General features: G+C 43.6%; 17 protein-coding genes. 10 read left to right on the top strand and 7 right to left on the bottom strand.

What is annotated here, in order from left to right; all coding sequences use genetic code 11:
- Positions 1-60: 60 nt before the first annotated feature.
- From IE130_RS05055 to cysM, 4 genes are all read right to left on the bottom strand, one after another.
- The gene (locus tag IE130_RS05055; protein WP_010201773.1) at positions 61-2,613 is read right to left on the bottom strand and encodes a RelA/SpoT family protein; all 2,553 of its coding nucleotides are present in this window, start codon (positions 2,611-2,613) and stop codon (positions 61-63) included.
- 397 nt (positions 2,614-3,010) lie between these two features.
- On the bottom strand, positions 3,011-4,552 hold the full coding sequence (rlmD, locus tag IE130_RS05050) for a 23S rRNA (uracil(1939)-C(5))-methyltransferase RlmD (protein ID WP_189582707.1): 1,542 nt from the start codon (positions 4,550-4,552) through the stop codon (positions 3,011-3,013).
- Positions 4,553-4,619: 67 nt separating this feature from the next.
- Positions 4,620-5,444: a 3'-5' exonuclease gene (locus IE130_RS05045; protein WP_189582692.1), complete on the bottom strand. Its 825-nt coding sequence runs from the start codon at positions 5,442-5,444 to the stop codon at positions 4,620-4,622.
- Between the two features lie 24 nt (positions 5,445-5,468).
- Positions 5,469-6,428 (bottom strand): cysteine synthase CysM, encoded by a 960-nt coding sequence (gene cysM, locus IE130_RS05040; protein WP_010201770.1) that lies wholly within the window; start codon positions 6,426-6,428, stop codon positions 5,469-5,471.
- Positions 6,429-7,005: 577 nt separating this feature from the next.
- Between cysM and IE130_RS05035 the strand changes: the two genes are divergently transcribed.
- The 10 genes from IE130_RS05035 (at position 7,006) to tsf (ending at position 20,508) form a co-directional block, all read left to right on the top strand.
- The gene (locus tag IE130_RS05035; protein WP_189582690.1) at positions 7,006-10,581 is read left to right on the top strand and encodes an ATP-binding protein; all 3,576 of its coding nucleotides are present in this window, start codon (positions 7,006-7,008) and stop codon (positions 10,579-10,581) included.
- Positions 10,582-10,747: 166 nt separating this feature from the next.
- The gene (locus IE130_RS05030) at positions 10,748-11,560 is read left to right on the top strand and encodes a crotonase/enoyl-CoA hydratase family protein (RefSeq protein ID WP_010201768.1); all 813 of its coding nucleotides are present in this window, start codon (positions 10,748-10,750) and stop codon (positions 11,558-11,560) included.
- A gap of 244 nt (positions 11,561-11,804) precedes the next feature.
- Positions 11,805-13,064: a multidrug effflux MFS transporter gene (locus IE130_RS05025; protein WP_189582687.1), complete on the top strand. Its 1,260-nt coding sequence runs from the start codon at positions 11,805-11,807 to the stop codon at positions 13,062-13,064.
- Positions 13,065-13,485: 421 nt separating this feature from the next.
- The gene (locus tag IE130_RS05020) at positions 13,486-14,361 is read left to right on the top strand and encodes a substrate-binding periplasmic protein (protein ID WP_189582685.1); all 876 of its coding nucleotides are present in this window, start codon (positions 13,486-13,488) and stop codon (positions 14,359-14,361) included.
- Positions 14,362-14,374: 13 nt separating this feature from the next.
- Positions 14,375-16,606, top strand: coding sequence for an ATP-binding protein (locus tag IE130_RS05015; RefSeq protein ID WP_189582682.1), 2,232 nt, complete (start codon positions 14,375-14,377; stop codon positions 16,604-16,606).
- Positions 16,607-16,626: 20 nt separating this feature from the next.
- Complete coding sequence (locus IE130_RS05010) at positions 16,627-16,989, top strand: response regulator (protein WP_189582679.1); 363 nt, start codon at positions 16,627-16,629, stop codon at positions 16,987-16,989.
- A gap of 30 nt (positions 16,990-17,019) precedes the next feature.
- A complete protein-coding gene (locus IE130_RS05005) occupies positions 17,020-17,469 on the top strand; it encodes a chemotaxis protein CheX (RefSeq protein ID WP_189582676.1) in 450 nt (149 codons plus the stop codon).
- A 48-nt stretch (positions 17,470-17,517) separates the two neighbouring features.
- Entirely contained in the window at positions 17,518-17,967 is a 450-nt protein-coding gene (locus IE130_RS05000) for a chemotaxis protein CheX (protein WP_189582673.1), read from the top strand.
- Between the two features lie 449 nt (positions 17,968-18,416).
- Positions 18,417-19,220, top strand: coding sequence for a 30S ribosomal protein S2 (gene rpsB / locus IE130_RS04995; RefSeq protein ID WP_010201760.1), 804 nt, complete (start codon positions 18,417-18,419; stop codon positions 19,218-19,220).
- A 403-nt stretch (positions 19,221-19,623) separates the two neighbouring features.
- Positions 19,624-20,508: a translation elongation factor Ts gene (gene tsf, locus IE130_RS04990; protein WP_010201759.1), complete on the top strand. Its 885-nt coding sequence runs from the start codon at positions 19,624-19,626 to the stop codon at positions 20,506-20,508.
- A gap of 147 nt (positions 20,509-20,655) precedes the next feature.
- Here the strand turns inward: tsf and IE130_RS04985 are convergent, their stop codons facing one another.
- From IE130_RS04985 to IE130_RS04975, 3 genes are all read right to left on the bottom strand, one after another.
- Positions 20,656-21,471, bottom strand: a complete 816-nt coding sequence (locus IE130_RS04985) for a lytic transglycosylase domain-containing protein (RefSeq protein ID WP_189582669.1) — start codon at positions 21,469-21,471, stop codon at positions 20,656-20,658.
- 407 nt (positions 21,472-21,878) lie between these two features.
- Positions 21,879-22,568 (bottom strand): LrgB family protein, encoded by a 690-nt coding sequence (locus tag IE130_RS04980; RefSeq protein ID WP_010201757.1) that lies wholly within the window; start codon positions 22,566-22,568, stop codon positions 21,879-21,881.
- Between the two features lie 22 nt (positions 22,569-22,590).
- The gene (locus tag IE130_RS04975) at positions 22,591-23,019 is read right to left on the bottom strand and encodes a CidA/LrgA family protein (protein ID WP_189582666.1); all 429 of its coding nucleotides are present in this window, start codon (positions 23,017-23,019) and stop codon (positions 22,591-22,593) included.
- Positions 23,020-23,429: the final 410 nt, after the last annotated feature.

The following is a 23,429-nucleotide window of genomic DNA, read 5'->3' as shown; positions in this document are numbered from 1 at the left end:
ATTTTTGGTAATAACTCGATTATTAAATGGATAGGTTTGCGCAAAGCCTTAGCGTTTTACTTAAGCAACCGCACGCCGTGCATGTAATATGCCATGCTGCTGTTCAAGTTTGGCTAAGAGCTTGGACAAATGCGCCAATCCTGACACCTCAATATGAAACTTTAAAAAGGCAATATTGTCATCATTGCTCAGGGTCTCAACTTGACGAATATTGACATTTTCTTTGTCAATAATTTGAGTTAAGTCGCGCAACAATCCACGTCTATCATAAGCTTCTACATGAATGTCTACGGGTTGGTAACGACCTGATTTTACGCGCCAAGCAGCATCTATCTGGCGCTCAGGGTCACGTTCAATAAGGCGTAAATATTCTGGACAGCCCCGATTATGTACACTAACGCCGCGTGACAAAGTGATGTAACCTGCAATCGGCTCACCGTGTACAGGATGACAACAACCTGCTAAGTTGACTTCGATATTGTCCAGACCGTCGATATGAATTTTATAGGCATCAATTTTGCCAGCGTCTCTAGCATCGACACTGGGTGTGAAATCTTCCTCAGGTCTCTCTGGTTCTAAGTGTAGCTGACGAGAGATATGGCTGGTCAGCTGGTTTAGGCTGATATCACCTGTGACCAAACCAACAATGACGTCGTCTGTATTATTGACGTGAAAAAACTGAGTGTAATCATTTAAATCAATACTGTTGGGGTGGACGGATAAACGCTCCAGCTCTTTACTCAGCATGTGCCGACCGATCTCAATATTTTTGTCGCGGTCTTGCTTGTTAAACCATTGGCGCAGTTTTGAGCGTGCTCGATTGGTATGAATATAACCAAGTGAGGCAACCAGCCAATCACGATTGGGCTCGCGAGAAGCTTTGGTAATAATCTCAACTTGCTCACCAGTTTTGAGCTGATAAGTCAAAGGCACATAGCGTTGATTGACCCGAGCGGCTTGCGCACGGTTACCGACTTGGGTATGTACATAGTAGGCAAAATCAAGGACGGTCGCGCCTTTTGGAAGTTCGGTAATATCACCGTCACGACTAAAGATGTAAATGCGCTCAAGCTCATCAAAATCAACCAGTTGCTCTTCTTCGTCGAACTCTATTTCTTCTAGCTCATCACCAGTCAACATGGATGAGCGTGGCTGATTGCGTGTTTCATTATTGATAGAAAGCAGTTGACGCAGTGAGCTGATTCTCTGGTTGAGATAATTGTCTTTTTTGTTTTTTAGCCCTTCTTTATAGTTGACATGCGCGCACATGCCAAGCTCAGCCTCAAAGTGCATCTCATGGGTACGAATCTGTACTTCAAGCGATTTGTTTTCGGCAATCACCGCCGTATGCAGCGAGCGATAGCCATTTGATTTAGGATTGGTAATATAGTCATCAAACTGTTCAGGGATATAGCGCCACAGACCGTGTACCAATCCTAAAACGTGATAACAGTCGGAAGGATTGGTCACTAACACACGCAGCGCACGAATATCGTAAAGCTGATCGAAGGATAAGCCTTTGAGCTTCATTTTTCGATAAATAGAATAGATGTGCTTGACGCGTCCTGACACTTCACCCGCGATATCTGCTTCCGCCAAGGCTTCATTGAGCTTATCTTGCACACGCTGAATATAAGACTCACGTTCGCTGCGTTTTTCTGACAACAGCTTGGCTATTTCTTTGTAACGCTCAGGGGCGAGATATCGAAAGGCGAGGTCTTCAAGCTCCCATTTTAGTTGGGCGATACCCAATCTATGGGCCAGTGGCGCATAGATCGTCATGACCTCACGTGCCACTCGATTTTGCCGCTCTAAGTGAGAAAAGGTCAATTCGCGCATGGCGAAGGTACGTTCAGCCAGCTTGATCAGTACTACGCGCACGTCATTGGTGACGGAGATGAGCATGCTATAGATGTTTGATAACTGGTCACGCTGATTGTTTACGAAGTGATCTTCTAAGCGTTTGTTGCTTTCGATAATTTCCGACAGTTTACCCATTGCCAAAGTATCTTTGACCAAGGTGGAGATGTCTTTGCCAAATTTTTGCTCAATTTCAGTCAGACTGATGATTGATTTGCGGGCACTGCGATAGAGCATCGCAGCAACCAGTGCATCTTCATCTTGATAAAGGTAGGTCAATATATCAGTCATACCGATACCAGTGACATAAGCACCGGAGCGCTCAGATTCGCTGGTATTCATATGACTACGAATAAAGTCACAGGCAGCGCTGAGGTTGGGCACAGACTCTTGGCCGATACGCTTGGCCACGTTATCTAACCACGCAGGTACATCAATATTGGCATTGTCTAGATCGATTGCTTCAAGCTCCTCTTCTGAGAGAATATGAGCATCATCTAAAAGCTGATTGTCCAAATATTCATTTTCAAGATTTGGGTCATGACTGTGGTAAGCATGCTGTGCAGAGCGATCAAAAGTCGTATGCAGCTTATGAGTGGCCAGTTGGTATTTGATATCGAGTGGAATTTGAGCATAGCTATTAGCAGACTGATGAGAGCGTTGACTCGCAACCAGCTGTGCCGCTAACGTCGCGCTGTCGGCTTGTGTGGTCTGTCCATCTACCAACGGTAATCCTTCACGAATTTTTACCATAGCCGACTCCTCTTAGCTATTTCGAATTGATTATAACCTCATCTACTACGTACGAAACCCAAACTTATACAATATATAAGTGGGCAACTAGAAATCAATACAGCCGCTAAAAATCCATTTTTAGCAGCCATAGAGTTGTACGTAGAATATGTAAGATTATGAGTGTTAATAACTGCTACATGCGAATTCTATAAGCATAGAAAGAACGACTATTATTATCTCATTTTAATAGGACAAATCAAGAGAGGCTCTGTAATGCTCATGTCACTATGATTAACATATCGATTAACATATCGGCTACTTTAATAGCATACTTTGACCTAATCTATGAGTAAGCAAAGTGTATTGATAGCATGCCTATCAATACATACAAGGACATATGCGAAAAAAATGAATGTTAATTAGCGACCTTTTCAAAGCGCGCAATAGACTCAACATGTCCAGTATGGCAAAACATATCCATTACGCCAGCATGAGTCAGACGGTAGCCCTGCTCTAATAATGCTTTTGTATCGCGAGCAAGCGTTGCAGGGTTGCAAGAAACATAGACAATACGCTCGGCGTTAAATTTCGGCAGATACTGCATAATCTCCCACGCACCAGAGCGAGGCGGATCGATCAATAGCGCATCAAAGCCCTGATTGGCCCAAGGCTTATCAGTACAGTCTTGCGTTAAGTCTTGGCTATAGAATTCAGTGTTAGTGATACCATTACGACGTGCATTGTCAGCGGCGCGTGCGGTCATTGCCTCGCTACCTTCAACACCGACGACAGAGCCAGTCTCGCCAACCAATCGTGCCAATGGCAAGCTAAAGTTACCTAGACCACTGAATAAGTCAAGTACTCGTTCACCGGCTTTTAGATCTAATAAATCACAAGCAAGTTTGGTCATCTGACGGTTTACTGACAGATTAACTTGGGTGAAATCTGTTGGGATAAATTCAAAAGTAAGGTCGTATTCTGGTAGTTGGTAATACAAACGTCCAAATTTCTGACTCAGGTCATCAGCATCCGTCAAGGCGATACGCTGGATGCTGTCAACGCCTTTTGACTGTAAATACAGCTGCCAATTGCGCGCGGCAAAAAACACCTTTAGCTTCTCTACATCAGCATCAGATAACGGCGCTAAGTTGCGTACAATGAGGGCGACTGGCTGGTTGCCATCTGGTAGGTCTGGCATCTCTTCACCCATCGCCAATTCAAGCTGGGCAATCTTGTCACGGCTCTCTAGAGTGCTGATAAGAGTTTTTAAATTTTCAAGCTCAAAGCCAATACGGGGATCTAGGATATGACACTCATTTAGCTCAGCCAAAAAGTTACTTGAGCGTTCACGAAAGCCTACCAAGGCGGTTTCTTTTTTGGTCACATAACGCACACCCATTCTTGCTTTGGTGCGATAACCGAGGCGATCACCGATTACAGGTGCTAGCCAATGATCAGGCTCGGCTTTGGCTTGATGCATCAGCATTTCAGCAAGGACAGACTGCTTAAAATTAATCTGGGCATCTGGCTGCCAATGCTGCAAGTTACAGCCACCACAGACACCGAAGTGTGGGCAGGGCGGTACCACGCGTTCAGGATTTGGGTTGGCAGTGATGCTGATCGCGTCACCTTCTTCAAAGCTGGTTCGGCTATTGGTAAGCTTGACCAAAGCGCTTTCACCCGGCAAAGCAAAGCTGACAAAGACTTTTTTACCGTGCTTGTCTATGGCATGACCTTCTGCTTCACCTAAACCATTGCCATATACTGCCACTCCGCGACCATCATGCGACAACCCATCAATATTAAACGGTAAGGGTTCAGCTTCTTTTAGACGGCGACGGGTCTTTGATGACGGTTTGGATTTTTTCTTGTTAGGTGGAATGGTAATGGTTTGGGTCTCGTTCGCCTGCAGCGTTGCATCAGCTGCGGTAGATGTTTTTGAATCGGTGGGTTGCATAAACCTGCCTTAAATAAATAATAAATAACTAAAAGGTGAGTACAGAGATTGGTACAAAGAATCATGCTTATACTGACGGCGTAAATGACCAATCAGCAATAAATTCTTGATGACGTGCACTGCCATCGGCTTGGGTATATTTTGCTAGATAGTCATGGCTTTGCTGCTGCCAAGCATCAAAATCTTGTGAGGACAGTTGACCCGTTAAACGCAGCCAGCGTAGATAGATTAGCCAGGTATTCATCACGTCAGACTCGCAATAAATAGACAGCGTCTGCCAATCATCATTGCTGACAAGATCGCCAACCATACTGCCATCGACACTGGTTTTGCCGGGAAGTCCATACAAGCTTGCGACGATATCCATCGCTTCGCGGCGACTGGCACCGTATTGGCTAAATCTGTCCATCAAATCAAGATGGCGAGTATGGAAGCGATTGACATAATTATCAAAGCGCATGTTTTTGATGCGTTCGCCTTCTTCAAACAGCCATGGTGCTGAAAGGTCATACTGCATGGCGCGATAAATCAATACCGGAATATCAAAACCTGAACCATTCCAGCTGATCAGCTGTGGCAATTTTTCAATGTCACTAAACGCTCGAAAGAATTTAACGAGAATTTCCTTTTCGCTGAATTTATCTGCAGTCAACGAAAATAACGACAACTTGCCATCTTTTATATATAACGCCGAAATACAAACAATACGTTGCAGCGGCAAACGCATAAAATCGTGCCCAGCCTCTTGTGTACGTAGCGCTGTCAATGCGCTCAGTGCGTCCGCATCATTTAGATCGGCCAGCTGCGGGTAAATACGGCGCGCGGCAGCTGTATCCGCGACAGTTTCAATATCAAAGACCAATATAGGGTCGGAGGGTAGGGCGTGTGACATAGATAAACCTAATTAGTTTCGAGATTATGGTGCTGCATTGTCTACGCTGTCATCGACACTATACAGCCCCGTCGATAAATAACGGTCTCCACGATCACAGACAATAAAGGCGATAACGGCATCAGGATTTTCTTTAGCCACCTGTACGGCAGCCCATGCAGCAGCGCCTGAAGATACACCCGCGAAGATACCTTCGGTTTTGGCCAGTTTGCGCATATAAACTTCAGCGATATGTTGGTCAATATCCATCACTTCATCGACCAAGTCTGCATCAAAAATACCTGGCATATAAGCGGCAGGCCAACGGCGGATACCGGCAATAGACGCTTCTTCGTCAGGTTGCAGACCGATGATTTTGATCGCTGGGTTTTGTTCTTTTAAGTATTGTGAGACACCAGTAATGGTGCCAGTCGTGCCCATTGAGCTAATAAAGTGGGTTATTTTACCCGCAGTTTGCGCCCATAGCTCAGGGCCAGTCGTTAGATAATGAGCTTGTCTGTTATCAGGATTATTAAATTGATCTAAGACGATACCTTTGCCATCCGTTTGCATCTGCAATGCTAAATCACGCGCTGCTTCCATACCTTCGTCCACTTCAATCAACGTCGCACCATAAGCAATCATGGCGTCTTTGCGTTCTTGAGTCGAGTTGGTTGGCATCAGTAGGGTGATCGGATAGCCACGCATCGCAGCGACCATAGCCAACGCAATGCCTGTATTGCCACTGGTGGCTTCAATCAGCATATCTCCAGGCTTTATGTCGCCGCGCTGTTCCGCTTGGTAAATCATATTAAAAGCAGGGCGGTCTTTGACAGAGCCAGCAGGATTATTGCCCTCAAGTTTGGCGAGCAAAACCGCACCGTTTGTAATGTGCTCCTGCTCAGGTAGACGCTGAAGTTTCACCAATGGTGTTTGACCGACGCAATCGGCAAGGGCAGTCACTTGCGTGATAAAGTTGGCATTTGACGTGGTCGTCGTGGACATAAGGTATCCTTATTGGTTTTTTAGAGGACAATTTCTTTAATATTAGGTATTTTTTAGAGCGTTATTCATTTAACAGTCGTCTGAAGCACCGCGTTTTAAATAACGGCTTGCTGATTAACACACTGTTGTTATCGTTCAACAATCGCTTGAGACCATCTCTGTAAATTCTGAGACTGCTACTATAAAGGTTGTTACTCAATCGTCAGCCAGTCAATCATCAGTGCGAGGGTCATAATTACGCCGTTAATCTGGTCATATGACGAGGTATAAATGATGACAAATAAAAAGTTGCGTCATTATATCATTTTGTTTTCAGCCGCGCTGATGACATCAGGTATTATTGGTAAATGCATTGCTACTGATATTAAAGACTTGAACATAGATACTGTCAAAATTATCAATGGATAGAGGTTCTCTCGTAGGGATTATAAAGGTTAAGGTACGCGCTATGAATGTTTAACAGCCATTCATAAAATACTGTTAAGATAATATCGAGCACCAGTTATTGGCTGCGACATAAGACGTGAAAGCAGCATGAGTATTTATCGCAAAAATATCAGTGGAGAGTAACCCCAGTATGGCATACAAGAAACGTTTTGATACCAGCAGCGCTTATGGTCAGCTGATTATATTGGTGTTTTTGCCGATCTGTTTATTAGCAGCGGTCGGTGGTATCTTGGTCTTTCACGAAACCATGCGTGCCAGCAACTCAGAGCAAGAAGCATTAGCAGAGGCGATGCTTATTCGTTATACACCCACGATTGCCGAGCGTATTCCCGAACTACTAGAGCAGCAGCGTCAGCAAGCGAGAGATGATGTCAATACAAGTGAGGCACCGCAAAAATCAGCTGTTACACTCAGCGGCCTCCAAGATAGGCTTGGGCGTATGCAGTCTGAGCAGCATGTACAGCGTATTGCGATTATTGACGAGGGCAATCAAGTACTGGTGACGGTAGGCTATGGGGCGAATGAAGCGTGGCCTCTGATCGCCACGACAGGGGAGTTTTTATCGCAAAAGCCAACACCTATCGGTACCGCCTATGGCAGCATGCTGGGTGATTTTGACGGTCAGCAGCTGTGGTTAATGATTGACATGGACAACGAGCCGCTCTATATCGCCCGTTACCGTATCGCCATGGCACTGGTCATTACTGGCTTGTTTACTATTTTAATCTTGTTGCTGAGTTTGAATATTTATTCAAAACGTTGGATTGCACCAATTTATGAGTTGCGCCTGCAATTACAACGTACCCATGTCGACAATCTATACCAACCCGCTTCGGTCGAGTCAACTGGTGAGCTGAATTTATTACAACAGGATTTAATTAGGACTCTACGCCGTTTGCATGGTAGCTTTCAAGAGCTTAAGGACCATGCTGAGCAAACCGAAGATGACTTGCGTTTGGCCTTTGATGAGATGGAAATGCAAAATATTTCTATCAGAAATGCACGTGATGCCGCCATCTCAACCAGCCAAGCCAAATCTGCATTTTTGGCCAATATCAGCCATGAACTGCGCACACCATTAAATAGTATTGACGGCTTTATTAATTTGCTGGCGCGTCATGGCGAGCTCAATCCTGAACAAGACTTGTATGTGCAGACCATACGAAAATCGTCAGCGCACTTGCTTGCTTTGGTCAATGATGTCTTGGACTTTTCTAAAATCGAAGCGGGCAAATTGGTGCTCGATCGTCATGAGTTTGACCTGTATGACACCATCTATGACGTGGTCGACATGCTGTCACCGGTATCCTCAGAAAAGGGGCTGCGCATGGCGGTGCTGTTCTATAATGATGTGCCGATGCGCGTCAATGGTGATGCCTTGCGCCTCAAACAAGTACTGACCAATATCGTGGGCAATGCCATTAAGTTCACAGACAGTGGCGATGTGGTAGTGCGTGTCAGCTTAGATGACCATCGCGACAATTACTTGATGATTAGCGTACAAGACAGTGGTAAAGGCATTTCTTTGGCCGATCAAAAAATGCTGTTCCAAAGCTTTAGCCAAGGCGATCCATCAATTACCCGCCAGTATGGTGGTACGGGGCTGGGTCTGGTTATCTCCAAGCAACTAACCCGTTTGATGGGCGGCGATATTGGTTTTTATGATAATGCACAAGAGAACATTGCCAATCAAGGCGCGACGTTCTGGTTTCGAATGCCAGCCCATGTCGATGTGCTAGAGGCGGCTACTGGACAGACGATTGCGCTACCCGTGTTAGCACCGCTGGCAAGTGCCACCGATGAGTTCAATGTGTTGGTATGGATTAATCATCCTGCTTCGATACAGGTACTCAAAGCCAGCTTGCAATACTTACCGATTAAGCTGACCCAAGCCAATTCGTTGCCAGGCGTGCTTGAGTCACTAAAAGAGCGCGGCAATTATTGGGATTGGGTCATCGTCGATGATGACAAACAAGACGATATGATGGCGCTGCTCAAACAGATTCGTCTGCATTATCAAGGCAAGCTGGCAGTGTTTGGTTATCAGGTCGCTGCCGATCAAGCGCTGTTAAATCGTTATCATGCCAATATATTGTATGAGCCGTTAGACAAACGCCAACTCTACGGTATGCTTGATACGCAGAAGCGCAGCGCACCCAAAAATATGCAAGAGCCGCGCTGGAAAGGCGTGACCGTGCTGGCAGTTGATGACCATCTGCCCAACCTACTGGTGCTCGATGCCTTACTTAGTGAGCTTGGCATTCAGGTGATTACGGCGAATAGTGGTTTTGAAGCCATAGAGCTTATCAGCAAGCAACAAACCAAAAACATCAAAACCGCCAAAGCTGATAAGCAAAGTTTGTCGAAAAAGACCCAGATTTCAAAAGCGGAAACGCGCGACGAAGTGGGTAAAGCCGCCAACAGTTCCCTATACTCTGAAGATAACAATAATGAAGACAAAAGCACTACTCAGAGTACAACCAATGCTCAGAGTAAAACCAGTAATCAAGATAAAAACAGCATCGACTTGATATTTATGGACATACAAATGCCGCGGATGTCAGGGCATGAAGCCGCTCGACAAATTCGTAATATCGAGAATGCTGATAATCGTATTCCTATTATTGCGTTGACGGCACATGGATTGGCTGACGAGCGCGACAAGCTCATGGCGAGTGGCATTAACGATTATGTGGGTAAGCCCATTAGCCAACCACAGTTGTTACAAGTGCTACAAAAATGGCTAGGACGCACAACGACAGTGCCGCAGTTAACCACTGTGACTGGAGCCAATCCAGAGCAAGAGATTGGCACTCAAAATGCTGATACTCAAAATATCGGTACTGATGTTGGTACTGATATCGCTACTAAAGATTTTGATGCAAAAGGTTTTGATGTACAAAGTGACCCCTTAACGAATACCGCTGTGAAAAAATCTTTAGGTTTGTATGTAGGCACTGCAGCACCGGCTTATCCGATGGTTAAAGGTAATGACGATTATCATGGTCAGGTGTCCGAAGCTGTCAATCAGCAAAAAGTAACCCGACCTTTATCATTAAAAAAAATCCGTGATGACTATCTAAAGGACAGCCAGCCTCGTGAGGACTATAGACAAGGAACGCTGCGCGAAAGCCAGCCACGCTATGAAAGCTTGCGCTATCAACAGCAAAGACAAGCATCGCTACTGTACCCTCCGTACCAAATATCAGGCAGCAGCAACCCTGAGGTACTAGCAAGTACCGAGGATAAGTTAGACGAGCACACAAACCTCGACCTAAGCGCTAATGATACGAGCACCTCCCATATCTTAGACTGGCAAGATGCGCTGACTCGCTCAGCGAATAAACCGGATCTCGCAGCCAAGCTTATAATTATGATGCTCGATACGATCAATGAGGAAAAGCGCGCCCTCACTCAAGCGTGGGATGCCCGTGACCGTAGTGCTCTTGCACAAATTGCCCATCGTATCTTAGGCGGTAGTCGCTATACTGGTGTACCAGAGCTACGTCAGGCCAGCCAAGATTTGGAAGACAAGAGCTTGTTGAATATTCAGCACACTACGCCTGCACAGTTTGCGATGCTTGAGCCCTATTATGAAGCGTTATTAACGGCATTAAATAACTTACAAGCGCTGGATTTATCGTCTTATGCGCAGCTGAATTATCATCGTCTGAGTGAAAATGATATGACGTGGAAGATGATTTGAGGCAGATAATATATCAGAGGGTTTTGCCTGTAAATTGGCTGGTTTTTATTGATAGATAGATGGCTGGTATCCTGACAGTCAGTTATTCATGCGATATGACAGATATAACCCTGTTATATTGGCATCATTAGCAGCATATTTATTTTATTTATTAATAAGGATTGTTATGAACGCGATTGCCACGTACCAGTATAAAACGTTACAAGTGAGTGTGACTGACCATATTTTAACCGTTACTTTAAACCGCCCTGAAAAAAAGAATGCCATGAGTTTTCAGATGATAGATGAGTTGATTAAAGTAGCAGGTCGCATTAGCAAAGATAAAACAATACGTGCGGTGATTTTGAATGGTGCTGGAGATACGTTTTGTGCGGGTATCGATTTGAGCGACTTAAACCATCCAAAAAATAAAGCCTTTGCACTTTGGGAGTTAATGAAACCTTGGCAGAGCCTCTTTCAGCGTGTCTGTTTGGTTTGGCGTGATGTGCCTGTCCCTGTGATTGCGGTACTAGAAGGGTATTGTATTGGTGCAGGGTTACAACTGGCGCTGGCGTGTGATGTGCGCATCAGTCATCCTGATTGTAACTTGTCTATTATGGAAGCCAAGTGGGGGCTCGTGCCTGATATGGGATTGACTCAGTCGGCATTGGGCGTGGTTCGCGTCGATGTCTTAAAAGAGCTGGCGATGAGTGCCCGTACGATTGATGCAACCGAAGGCAAAGAGTTAGGTCTCGTCAGTCACTGTAGCGAGACACCCTTAGCACAAGCACAACAGCTCGCTGCTGAATTTGCAGAGCGCTCACCAGATGCCGTACTGGCCAGTAAACGTGTCATCAATGCGATGTACGAACAATCAGCGTTGACGTTATATCAAGAAAAAGTCTGGCAGCTAAAGATGATGTTAGGTCGCAACCGTAAGCTTGCGCTCAGAAAAGCCAAGCAAGCCAGCACTGCATTTGCCAAGCGCCAATTCCGTTAGAAATCTTAGGTACTTCGTGAAAGGTTGTTTTTGTTGTTAGTGTTTATTTTATTAATAGCATAGAGCTATTGAAATACAAGCAGACAGTAAGATATAACACTGTCTGCTTGTGTATCTGTGCATAAATATGCATTATTGATTTGCTGCCAGTTTTTTATTTTGAATACCTTTATCCTGAATAAAAACTGGCCACACGCAAAGCCTGAATAATAAAATAATAACCATTATACAAAACGGTCTCACTATGTCTGCTCCAAAGTCTTCTTTGCCCAATAAACCACTTGCCTCTGAACGAGTGCGCTCTGCCGATTTGCCTGTAGCATGGATCATGATGCTCGGACTCATAGTGGCAGTAGGGCCGCTGTCTATTGATATGTATTTGCCAGCATTACCATCGATGGCAGATGACTTTGGTGTATCCACTGCCTTTATGGCCAATTCTGTGCCAGCGTATTTTTTGGGCTTGGTGTTTGGTCAGCTGTTTTATGGTCCGTTTAGTGATCGTGTCGGTCGCGTCAAACCTCTATATATAGGTATGACATTGTATGTCATCGCATCCATCATCTGTGCAACTACAAACGATGAATATGTATTGTTTGTGGGACGCACCCTTCAGGCACTGGGGGCTTGCGTGGGGGCTGTGGTTACCCGTGCCGCGATTCGAGATCGTCTAACAGCCAAACAAACTGCCAAAGCCTTTTCTATCATGATATTGGTGATGGGTTTAGCGCCGATATTAGCGCCATCACTTGGTGCAGTATTTTTGCGTTTTTTTACATGGCACTCTATTTTTTGGTTTTTAGCCGCTTTTGGCACGCTCAACTTATTACTCACCAAATTTTTCTTTTTTGAAACATTGACTGAAGAAAACCGTAATGTGCGTCCCGCCAAAGAAGTCCTGAGTCAATACTGGGACTTACTGAAAGATCGCACCTTTAGCTATCCTGCGATTGGTGGCGGTCTGTTGATGGGAGCGATGTTTGTTTATATCAGCTCGGCTTCTGAATTGATCATGGATACGTATGGGGTATCGGCGACCCATTTTGGCTGGCTCTTTGGCATGAATGCGGCTGGTTTTGTCGCTTTAACGCAGCTGAACCAATGGCTCACCAATCGCTTTCGTATCCTGAGTATTCTGCGTTTTGGTGCTATGATGCAGGTTATTTCTGCAGGCGTGCTATTCGTGATAGGTCTGTTTTTAGGTACTGATGCCTGGCTACCACTAGTATTGGTCTGTATTTTCTTTTGTATTGCGGGTCTTGGTTTGACGCAGCCGAATGCCTCTGCGATTGCTTTAGCCTTCCAAAAACGCCGCGCAGGTATGGCAAGTGCATTGCAAGGCTCTCTTATGTTCTCCGTGGGTATTTTTGGCGGTTTATTGTTGAATCTATTTCCGGTCAATCCAGTACTTAAAATCGGTATTGCCATGTTTTCTTTAATGAGTCTCGGTTGCTTTTTGATTTGGCAGATAGATCGTAATTTAAATCTTGATGATGCCGAATAAGTCCCAAATGAGCCATTAAATGATCAATTAAATCATGCCTTACTTACTCCCTAAAAAGCACTCAAACGTCAAAGGCGTTGTGAGTGCTTTTTTGTGTGCTTTGTACTAAAAAAATGTATATACATTTTTACTTATTAAAATAAACAAATGTTATTTATAAAATTAAAATAACGCTCGTTATTAGGTCTTAAAATACGATAAAGCGTAAATAAATATACTTATGTATAATAATTATATATGCGGCCTTTGCTATATATAACAATTTGTATGTATTCTCTAAACATAATTATTGCAATCACAGAGTTGCTCAATTATCATCCTAAGTAACTTTCTGTAAGCAAATATTATTTAATGATTATTCGACCTTGCTAGATTGTTATTCACTAAAATTTAGAAAAACCTTAAACTTTAAGGATGGGATATGAAGCAAATATATCGGATGTTACCGATTGTGTTAAGTGTTGGCTTATTCGGATGTGGTAATTCTTCTACACAAGAGAGCGCCAACTCGACTGGCAAGGCGATAGCAGCAGAAAGTAAAGACGAGTTTGTCAGTAAACTGCCTGATACTGCGCCAACCTTAAAGGTTGCTACCACAGGGACGATGCCTCCATTCTCGTTCCAGGATGACTACGGCAATATGCAGGGGATTGATATTGATTCTATCCGTGCTCTTGGTGAAGAGCAGGGGTTCAAGGTCGAATTTTACAAAGAAACTTGGCAAAATATGTTCGACAGTGTGGCGTCAGGCGGTCGTGATTTAGCGATATCAGGTATCTCTTATAAAGATGATCGTGCAGAAAAATATGGCTTATCTGACCCTTACTTTTTTAACCCGTCTTCAATCATGTATGCCAAAAGTGACACAAAAATCAAAGGCATAGAAGATTTAGCTGGTATGCATGTTGCGGCGATGGAAGGCTCTAAGCAAGAAGATCAGCTAAATGCGATGGGTCAATATAGTGAGATGACCACTAGAAGTACGGCTTTTTTGCTGTATGAAGACTTAATGCAAGGCAAGGTCGATGTGATTTTGCATGATCTACCTATTTTGCAATATACGGCAAAAAACCATCCAGAATATGATGTCACCATCGTCCCTTATGAAGGCGCGGATAATCCTTCAGCACAGCAAGTCATACTGATGGCAAAAGGCAATAGTAAGCTTATCAATACCGTCAATGAAGGGATTGCTAAGCTTGAGAAAAAAGGCACGTTTAAAGCAATCGATGAGCAGTGGTTAGGCGCGTCTGAGCCAGCTACTAAAAGCGCTACTACCAATGAGCAATCGAAATAAGGGGCTATAAAAGATGGCAACCACACATAATGTTGACAACAAACGTTATCGCAGTCTAATTGTTTCAATTGCACTGTTTTTATCATTGATTGGTGCTTTGCTGGCCTTTACTTTTTATACATCCAGCTTGCTCGAAAGAAACACGGTTCTAATTGACCAAACCAACCAAGTCGCTAATAGCGCCCAAGCGGTAATCAAAGATCTATTTGACTTAGATAGCAGCTATGGTGAAGACACCAGCTCTCCGCATATTCAACGAGTTTTGGAGCGTTTGGAACAAAACACCGCACTTATTACCAACTCAATTGCAGCGATTGGGCAGGGTGGACAGGTTACAGATCTTGATGGTAATGACTACACGCTACCAAAGATTAATGAAAATTCGCAAGCTAAAATTTCTGCCGCCAATGAGCAGTGGCAACTTTTGGAGCCAAAGATTCAAAGCTATCTCAAAGATGCTGATAACATCATGGTTGATTCTTCTGATGAGTTGATTCAAGCGGTTGAGCAGGCCAAAACCTCTAGTTTGTTTATTAACGAATCGTTAGATGAACTCACTGATGAGGTATTTATCAACGCTGAGCGCCAAGCCGACACTATCCGTTTGATTCAGGTATTAGGTGTTGCAGCTATCTTTGCTTACTTCTTGATTTTCGTTTTCTTCTTCGTTCGTCGTCTGCGTGATACCGATGCAGAAGCTTTGGCCGCTCGTCGTGAAACCCAAGAAATTATGGAGACGGTGAATACAGGTCTCTTCTTGCTAGACAAAGATTTGAATATCGGTCAGCAGCATTCTCGCGCACTGACCAACATTATCGGTGCTGACACCCTAGCAGGAGAAAACTTTACGAATGTCTTGCGTGGTCGTATTTCTGATAAAGACCTAAACACCACCCGCCAATTCATTGAGCAGCTATATAATCCGCGTGTGAAAGAAAAGCTGGTCGATTCTTTAAACCCACTGAACAAAGTCATGTTGCACAATGCTCACGGAGCAGATGGTGCCGACAGTCGTTATTTAGACTTCAAGTTTTCGCGGGTTTATGAAAATAAAGACATCGCTCGTATTCTCGTCAACGTCAATGACGTCTCAGACGCCGTATATTTAGAACAGCGCCTAGAAAAAGAGCGTTCACAAAATGACATGCAGATTGAGATGTTAACAACCATCTTAAACGTCAATCCAAAAATCATTAACGAATTTATTACCAATACCAAAGCGCACATCGACAAGATGAATAACATTTTGAAAAACCCAGGTAGCTCACAATTTGAGCTCGAAGGTAAATTAAAAGCAATCTATCGTGAAATGCATAGCTTAAAAGGTGAAGCTTCTGCGCTGAAACTGCACAGCTTTACTAAGATTGCATCCGATGCGGAAGACAAGCTGGATGCGTTGCAAAATCAAGGCAAATTATCAGGTAACAACTTCTTGCCGTTAGCAGTGCATTTAGATGATTTGCTCAGCCTATCTAATACCATCGAAACATTGGGTGAGCGTATCAACCAAGCCACGCCAAAAAGTGTCAGTGCAACAAACAATACTCATGCGACCCAATCGGTAGCATCATCAGCCACGCCTGCATCAAATATTAAGACACCAGCCGCTAGCGAAAACCAATCAACGCATCAGTCAGCCATGAGCATGCCTGTGGCAAGTGGTAATGATATTGATTTGAGTGATGAGTCGGATGATGATCAGTTGTCTTATTATCAAAGTTTTGCGCAAGACATCGCGGCAAGACAAGGTAAGCAAGTGCAGTTGAGCAGTCAGACGTTAGCGCACACGGCGATACCAGCCCATCTTAAAAATGTCGTCAAAGAAATAAGTATTCAGCTATTACGCAATGCTGTGGTACATGGTATTGAGACGCCTGCGGTACGTCAGTCAGCTGACAAACCAGCCGTTGGTACTATTGATCTAGAAATACAGAGTGATAGCCGCGATCTCATTATCACTTTGCAAGATGACGGACAGGGTATCGATTACGACAGCATTCGCCAAAAACTCATCGCCAAAGGTCGCTTTGATGCAGAAGCTACTGCTCAAATGAGTCAGGGTGAGCTATTAAAGCAACTGTTTACGTCAGGGTTCTCGACCAAAGAACACGCTGATGAAGATGGTGGTCGCGGTGTTGGCTTGGATATTATCAAAGCACAAGTAAAAGAGTATGACGGTAAGCTCAACGTCAATAGTGAGCTTGGTAAAATGACTCGCTTTACCATTACCTTGCCTAAAGCTTAATTGAGGATAAGAAAGACGTTATGTATAAATTAATGATTGTTGATGATTCTAATATTATTCGAAACCGAATCCAGCGTGCGTACGATTCAGGAGAGTTTATGTTGGTGGCTACAGCGACCAGCGGTGTGCAAGCTATTGAGAAGTTTAATGTGCATCGTCCTGATGTCATTACTATGGATTTGACCATGCCACAAATGGACGGTCTGGAGTGTATCGAAAAAATAATTGCGATCGATCCTGAAGTTCGTATTTTAGTGGTGTCAGCCTTATCTGATAAATCGACTGGTATTGAAGCATTATCGTTGGGTGCAAGTGGATTTTTATGTAAGCCTTTTTCAGAAGAAGAGCTTGTCGAAGCTTTACATGAGCTTATGCAAGACTAACTTCAGCCAACGATTTAAGCAGATGTCATTATGAAAGAACAACATTTACATATTTTTTTAAATATCATTACCAACTATTTTGATCAGTTCGGTAGTGAATCACTTATCGTTGATACGCCTTATTTGCTGGAAAATCAACAGCCAAAAGTCTACGACTATACCGGTGTCATTGGTATATCAGGGGTACAAAAAGGCGTGGTGTATTTTTCGGCAACCCGTGATTTACTGTCTTCAATATTGGACAGCATGGGTGAAACGGATAAAAGCGATGAAAACTACATCGATTTGGCTGGTGAAGTTGCCAATACGATCGCGGGTAATGCGCGCAAAGAGTTTGGTTCAGAGTTTCATATCTCTGTGCCATTTGTTTTTAAAGGCGCACCGCAAAGTATTGTGTTGCCGCACGATGAGCGCTCTTTTATCATTCCTGTTACTTGGCGCGGTCAAGTCGGTGAAATTGTGGTTTGTTTGCAAGATTAAACTAAGCACCCACACATCATCGATGTTAGCTATGGACAATACACTATTATGGTTAAAGTAGAAAAATTAGGCGTCTTTTTAAGCTCAATCAGCGCATTCTTTGCGCAGATTGATGATACGCCAGTGGCGATTGATACGCCATATTTGAACAGTAATAAAAGTGCCGTTGGTTATGATTATAGCGGCATCATTAAAATATCTGGACCTATCGAAGGCTGCGTCTATGTGAGCGCGCCAAGCGTAATGTTGCGAGAAGTCATAAAAGTGATGGGCGAGCCAGATTCATCGATTACGATGATGAAAGACTTGTTGGGTGAGATGACCAATACCATCTCGGGTAATGCACGTACGGAGTTTGGCTCAGATTTTATTATCTCACCGCCCAAGATTATTGAGGGCGCGCCAAGCATCGCTTATTTACCAAAAGACCGCCAAAGCTATGTCACGCCATTTACTTGGCGCGGTTACGAAGCGGTGATTGGTATTTGTATCGCTTAGAGCATGTTTGATCCTTTGAGCATGGCACTGAACGTAGCTGTCTGTGGATCCAATGATAGTAATCAGCGAAAAAACGACGTTAAAGCGTCGTTTTTTTTATGAATTTTATCCAAAGATATGTCCCATAGCTTGTTCATTTATTTGATATTTAGCTTGTGCGGCTCATGATAATAGCGCTAGCAGTAAGCTGTACTTTTATGATAAAATACAGCGCAGCTATTTTATAACTTAGTGTTTATCGCTAAGTTCAAATCATAGCTCATTTTTTAAACCAACCCATCAACCAATGACACACACATCATGGCAAAAAATTGCTGGGTGTTTGGCGACTTGATTAATTTGCAAAAAGTTAATGTGGTATTTATAAGCATTGACCCTCAGCAGATGCGTGTCGCTAGATAGGCAGTTTTTGTGATGTGGAGGCATAACCCAACCACTAGGAATTTCACATGGCTACAAAGAATCCAACCAAAATCGAAATGCGCGACTTATTACAAGCCGGCGCTCACTTTGGTCACCAAACACGTTTTTGGAACCCAAAAATGGGACCATACATCTTTGGTGCACGTAACAAGATTCACATCATCAACTTAGAGCACACTGTAAAAGCGTTTAACGAAGCATTGACTTACGTAAACGGCTTAGCTGCTAAGAAAAACAAAGTATTGTTCGTTGGTACTAAACGCGCTGCTAGCGGTATCATCCGTGAACAAGCTGCCCGTGCTGGCATGCCATACGTTGACCATCGCTGGTTAGGTGGTATGTTGACTAACTGGAAAACACTTCGCCAGTCAATCAACCGTCTAAAAGAGCTAGAAAAACAAGCAGAAGACGGTACTTTCGCTAAGCTTACTAAGCGTGAAGCGTTAGAGCGTACTCGCGATATGGAAAAACTTGAGCGTTCACTAGGCGGTATCAAAGACATGGGCGGCCTACCTGATGCAATCTTCGTTGTAGACGTAGATCATGAAGCGATTGCTATCAAAGAAGCCAAAAATCTAGGTATCCCAGTTATCGGTATCGTTGATACCAACTCAAACCCAGATAACGTTGATTACATCATTCCAGCAAACGATGATGCTATCCGTGCAGTGACTTTGTATGTAACTTCTATGGCTGATGCGATCATTGCTGGTAAAGAATACGCACAGACTCAAGCAGGCGGCAAAGCTGAGCAAGAAGCACCTGTTGCAGCTACTGAAGCAGCACCAGCTGAAGCGGCTACTGAAGAAGCAGCAACTCCAGCAGAATAAATAGCTGACCTAAAAGGTTTACCTTTGTAAGGATGTATTGATAGTTATGCTTTCAGCATCCATATAAAGGTATTAACAGCGTATACGTATAAGCTCACAATAGGCATGATGTAGTTTTACTCGTCATGCCTTATTGTTGATGGACTGTTTGTTAATAGGCGAGTATTATCGCTTATAGTTGCCCTCATGATACACAAGATCTGTTATCACAACGACTTCTGCTATCACAAGCAACGATGAGTACTTTCATCACAATAGCAATCATCACTACAAGAGCAATATAGTACTTATAAAGTATAGTACCTATGAAACATAGTACTTATAGATAGTTTCTATAAATAGTATGAAAATATTGAATAGAAGTTAAGCACTCCCATACATAACAATATAAAAGGTAACTCTTATGTCAGAAGTAAAAGTATCTGCCAAAATGGTAAAAGAATTGCGTGACCGTACTGGTCTTGGCATGATGGAATGTAAGAAAGCGTTGGAAGAGTCAAACGGCGATGTCGAAACTGCCATTGATAACCTACGTAAATCTGGTCAAGCCAAAGCCGCTAAAAAAGCGGGTAACATCGCAGCTGACGGCGCTATCATCATCGCTCAAGGCGACAACAAAGCATTCTTGCTAGAAGTTAACTGCCAGACTGATTTCGTTGCAAAAGATGACAGCTTCAATGCATTTGCAGAAAAAGTGGCTAGCATTGCTCTAGAGAACAACGTGACTGATGTTGCTGCTATCTCTGAATTGCCTTATGGCGATGGTCAAACCGTTGAAGAAGCACGTGTATCTTTAGTACAAAAAATCGGTGAGAATATCCAAATCCGCCGTGTTGAAGTACTTGAAGGCGCTAACATTGCTGCATACCGTCATGGTCTACGTATCGGCGTAGTGGTATCTTATGAAGGCGGCAGTGCAGACACTGGCAAAAACCTTGCCATGCATATCGCTGCGTTCAACCCAGTTGCAGTAGATGACGAAGACGTCGCTGCTGACGTACTAGCGCGCGAAAAAGACATCATCGAAGCCAAAGCAAAAGAATCTGGCAAGCCTGACAACATCGTTGAAAAAATGATCGAAGGTGGCCTACGTAAGTACCTAGACGAAGTAACGTTATTGCGTCAGCCATACGTCATGGACAACGAGAAAAAAGTTGGTGACGTATTGAAAGCTGAAGGCGTAAAAGTACTTGGCTTTAAACGTCTAGAAGTTGGTGAAGGCATTGAGAAGAAGCAAGAAGATTTCGCTGCTGAAGTTGCTGCAACTCAAGCACTAGCTAATAAGTAAGTTTTAAAATGCAGTAAGTACTGAGTTTGTTTTTGCTCAGTACTTATAGATTGTTTGACATAAGAAGCAATCAAGCACAAAAAAGCCCGTTATTTATTAACGGGCTTTTTTGTGTCTGCTGATTTAGTTATATCATTAACAGTTATATTAACGTAATGCCGCATACGCTGAATTGGCATAACTGGCGCTATTGGTATTGCTGCTAGTGCCATAGCTGACGTTTTGTAGGCCATTACTAGCAGTGGTATTGCTGGCGCTCATGCTACTACCAGACAGACCTGAGTCATTTTTATATAAGCTGTGATAGCGGCTCATCACGCTTTTGACGTAGTTGCGGGTTTCTTTAAACGGTGGGATGCCACCATATTTATCAACGTTACCTTCACCAGCATTATAACCGGCCACCGCATGCTCGACGTTGTTGTTAAAGCGACGCATCAACCAAGCGATATATTTAGCAGACCCTTCGATATTGTCAGCAGGATTCCAAGGGTTGCTCACTTTGAAGCGGCGGGCAGTGGCTGGCATTAGCTGCATCAGGCCTTGAGCACCTACAGGCGAGCGCGCGTTGGGATTGAATGCGGATTCCGTATGCATCATGGCTTTCATGAGTGCAGGATCTACACCATTACGCTCGGCAGAAGCGCGAATATAACTGTCATAAGCGTTGCGACTACCGCTACTACTTGCTGTGCTACTACCATAATCACTACCGCTGCTATTACTGCCATCATACATCTTAGAGTCTTTGTAGTAAGTCACCTTTACTTTTTTGGTGAATTTATCAAAGTTGCCGCTAGGATTGACATTGGTGAGCAGTACTTGTCCACCTTTGTCTTTATAGATATACATATTGCCTGCGTGAGCAGTCATCGAAAGCGTTGAGAGGGCAAGTGTACTAGCAATGGTGCTGAGTAAAAGCGGAGACAAACAGCGGGTAATCAAAGGGGAGGTACTTATCATAGAGATATCACTTTTTATCGAATAATAGCAAATTGTTTTGCCTATAGGCGCGTCATGTTGCGCGTTAAAGCGGTTACCGTGTTTGCTGGATTTTACAGCTACATTGAAGATAGCTACCTAGCAATGGTCACGCTTAACAAGAAACCACTTGCGATAGATACAAAAAATAATAGTTGCTTACTATAACATATAATAACTTTTTAGCGCATAGGATTAGCAGAACAAAGCACAAAAGCCGCCTTTAATTTGTAAAAAAATCAACAGACTAAGGCTTTTAAGCACATCGATTACATGTCTGCTTCAGTGTTTTTAAGCTGATACAAACGCCTCAATATGCTCACTGCGACGGTAAATTTTCAATAAAGACGAAAAGTTATTTAAGATAATGATGGGTTTTTTAAACGCTATTAAATGGAAAACGCACTGATAAAAATAGGCACCCACACGGCAGTGACCAAACCATTGACCGCCAGACCAAAGGCAGCATAACGACCAGCAGTGTGACTGATTTGCCAAGCTTCTACTGTGCCGAAAGCATGGGCTGCCAAGCCAAGTGCCAAACCTTTGGCACGATCATCATCGATACCGCGAAACAAAAATCGCGCTAAAGTGCCACCGATTATACCTGAGACAATAATAATCAAGTTGGCCATGGCCAGTGGCGCTTTAATCAAATCGGCGATGCTCAAGCCAATGGGTGTGGTCACTGAACGGGTGGCAAAGGCGAGTATCGTGTCGTGGCTTAAGGAAAATAGATAAGCCAATGACATAGGTAGTAATGCACCAATGACGCTGGCCATGGCTACGATCAAAGTCAGCTTTTTAACTGGTAAACCCTTGAAGTTCATTGCCGCGAGTGGCACGGCTAAAAGTACAGTGACATAGCCTAATAGATGGTCAAATACGGGTTTGGCAACGCTATAATAATTATTGTAATCCCATTGCAGTATAAACAAGAATAAAAGAACAAGGATCAACGCGGTAATCACCATTGGCAACCACGATAGCTTACGAGCCAAGACGCGGGCAATGACATGTGCTGTCAAGGTTAATAATATCGCTGCGAGGGTCGCCATCAATACGCTGTCAAAAGTCATTACATTTCCTTGGTCAAACAGCTCAAGGCTGCTGTTTTTGCTTATGAGTAGTATTGGTATTTGCGCTATCGCTTAGCCAGTGGTTGGCAAGAATAGCCAGTCCCCATAGTGGTATGAGCGTACTGATTAGCATGGTCAGCATCACGCCCCACAGCTCATCACCTAAGGCGAATAATAGCAAGCCTGCACCAGCTGACACGGGCAAAAAAGCAAAGCCACTATCGACCAATAAGACATTACTGGCTTGGGTAAGCCAACTGGGCAGGCCTTTAAGTAAACGCCATGCCATCAAGATAAAGAACATCGCGATTAAACCGACGATATTGGCGGCTTTTTCGATACCCGCCCACTGACAGATGATAACGGCAGATTCACGGACAAAAATGATCATGACCAACGTTAGGATGACGGCCATCCATAGGGGCATACGCGAGGAGTGAGTGGAATTCATAAGCAGTGCTGGCCAAGTCAGAGATAGAGAGTGTGTTCATAAAATCGAGTAGGCAGTAGCGCCAAGAGCATAGCAAAAAGGGATGTCTTTGCTCGGTTATGGTTTCAATGTAATCGATAACGTCTAAATGGGTTAAATATATAAAAGTTGATTATATAGAGAGCAAACCAACTAATAAAGCCTCTAAAACGCTAGGACTGGTTATTGATCTTCTAAGTTTTTAGTCGAAAAATCTAGTCACACATGATGGTGAAAAAATGGAGGTCAAAAAAATAGACGATATCGTTGATACCGTCCATTTATCATTTAACACTCTATGTTAAGAAACCACTGATGAAAAGGCCTATTAATTGAGAAGCCAAGCGTTTTGGGAAGACGCTATTTGAATTTGTAAATCCAAATCAAATCTA

Origin of the sequence: Psychrobacter glaciei (assembly GCF_014652895.1) — a bacterium.
GTDB lineage: Bacteria > Pseudomonadota > Gammaproteobacteria > Pseudomonadales > Moraxellaceae > Psychrobacter > Psychrobacter glaciei.
The sequence above is the reverse complement of the archived record's forward strand: the minus strand, read 5'-3'. Positions and strand labels throughout refer to the sequence as shown.

Coding starts and splice junctions, on each gene's coding strand:
- IE130_RS05055 (WP_010201773.1), bottom strand. CDS start 2,613: ATGGTAAAAATTCGTGAAGGATTACCGTTGGTAGATGGACAGACCACA.
- rlmD (WP_189582707.1), bottom strand. CDS start 4,552: ATGCAACCCACCGATTCAAAAACATCTACCGCAGCTGATGCAACGCTG.
- IE130_RS05045 (WP_189582692.1), bottom strand. CDS start 5,444: ATGTCACACGCCCTACCCTCCGACCCTATATTGGTCTTTGATATTGAA.
- cysM (WP_010201770.1), bottom strand. CDS start 6,428: ATGTCCACGACGACCACGTCAAATGCCAACTTTATCACGCAAGTGACT.
- IE130_RS05035 (WP_189582690.1), top strand. CDS start 7,006: ATGGCATACAAGAAACGTTTTGATACCAGCAGCGCTTATGGTCAGCTG.
- IE130_RS05030 (WP_010201768.1), top strand. CDS start 10,748: ATGAACGCGATTGCCACGTACCAGTATAAAACGTTACAAGTGAGTGTG.
- IE130_RS05025 (WP_189582687.1), top strand. CDS start 11,805: ATGTCTGCTCCAAAGTCTTCTTTGCCCAATAAACCACTTGCCTCTGAA.
- IE130_RS05020 (WP_189582685.1), top strand. CDS start 13,486: ATGAAGCAAATATATCGGATGTTACCGATTGTGTTAAGTGTTGGCTTA.
- IE130_RS05015 (WP_189582682.1), top strand. CDS start 14,375: ATGGCAACCACACATAATGTTGACAACAAACGTTATCGCAGTCTAATT.
- IE130_RS05010 (WP_189582679.1), top strand. CDS start 16,627: ATGTATAAATTAATGATTGTTGATGATTCTAATATTATTCGAAACCGA.
- IE130_RS05005 (WP_189582676.1), top strand. CDS start 17,020: ATGAAAGAACAACATTTACATATTTTTTTAAATATCATTACCAACTAT.
- IE130_RS05000 (WP_189582673.1), top strand. CDS start 17,518: ATGGTTAAAGTAGAAAAATTAGGCGTCTTTTTAAGCTCAATCAGCGCA.
- rpsB (WP_010201760.1), top strand. CDS start 18,417: ATGGCTACAAAGAATCCAACCAAAATCGAAATGCGCGACTTATTACAA.
- tsf (WP_010201759.1), top strand. CDS start 19,624: ATGTCAGAAGTAAAAGTATCTGCCAAAATGGTAAAAGAATTGCGTGAC.
- IE130_RS04985 (WP_189582669.1), bottom strand. CDS start 21,471: ATGATAAGTACCTCCCCTTTGATTACCCGCTGTTTGTCTCCGCTTTTA.
- IE130_RS04980 (WP_010201757.1), bottom strand. CDS start 22,568: ATGACTTTTGACAGCGTATTGATGGCGACCCTCGCAGCGATATTATTA.
- IE130_RS04975 (WP_189582666.1), bottom strand. CDS start 23,019: ATGAATTCCACTCACTCCTCGCGTATGCCCCTATGGATGGCCGTCATC.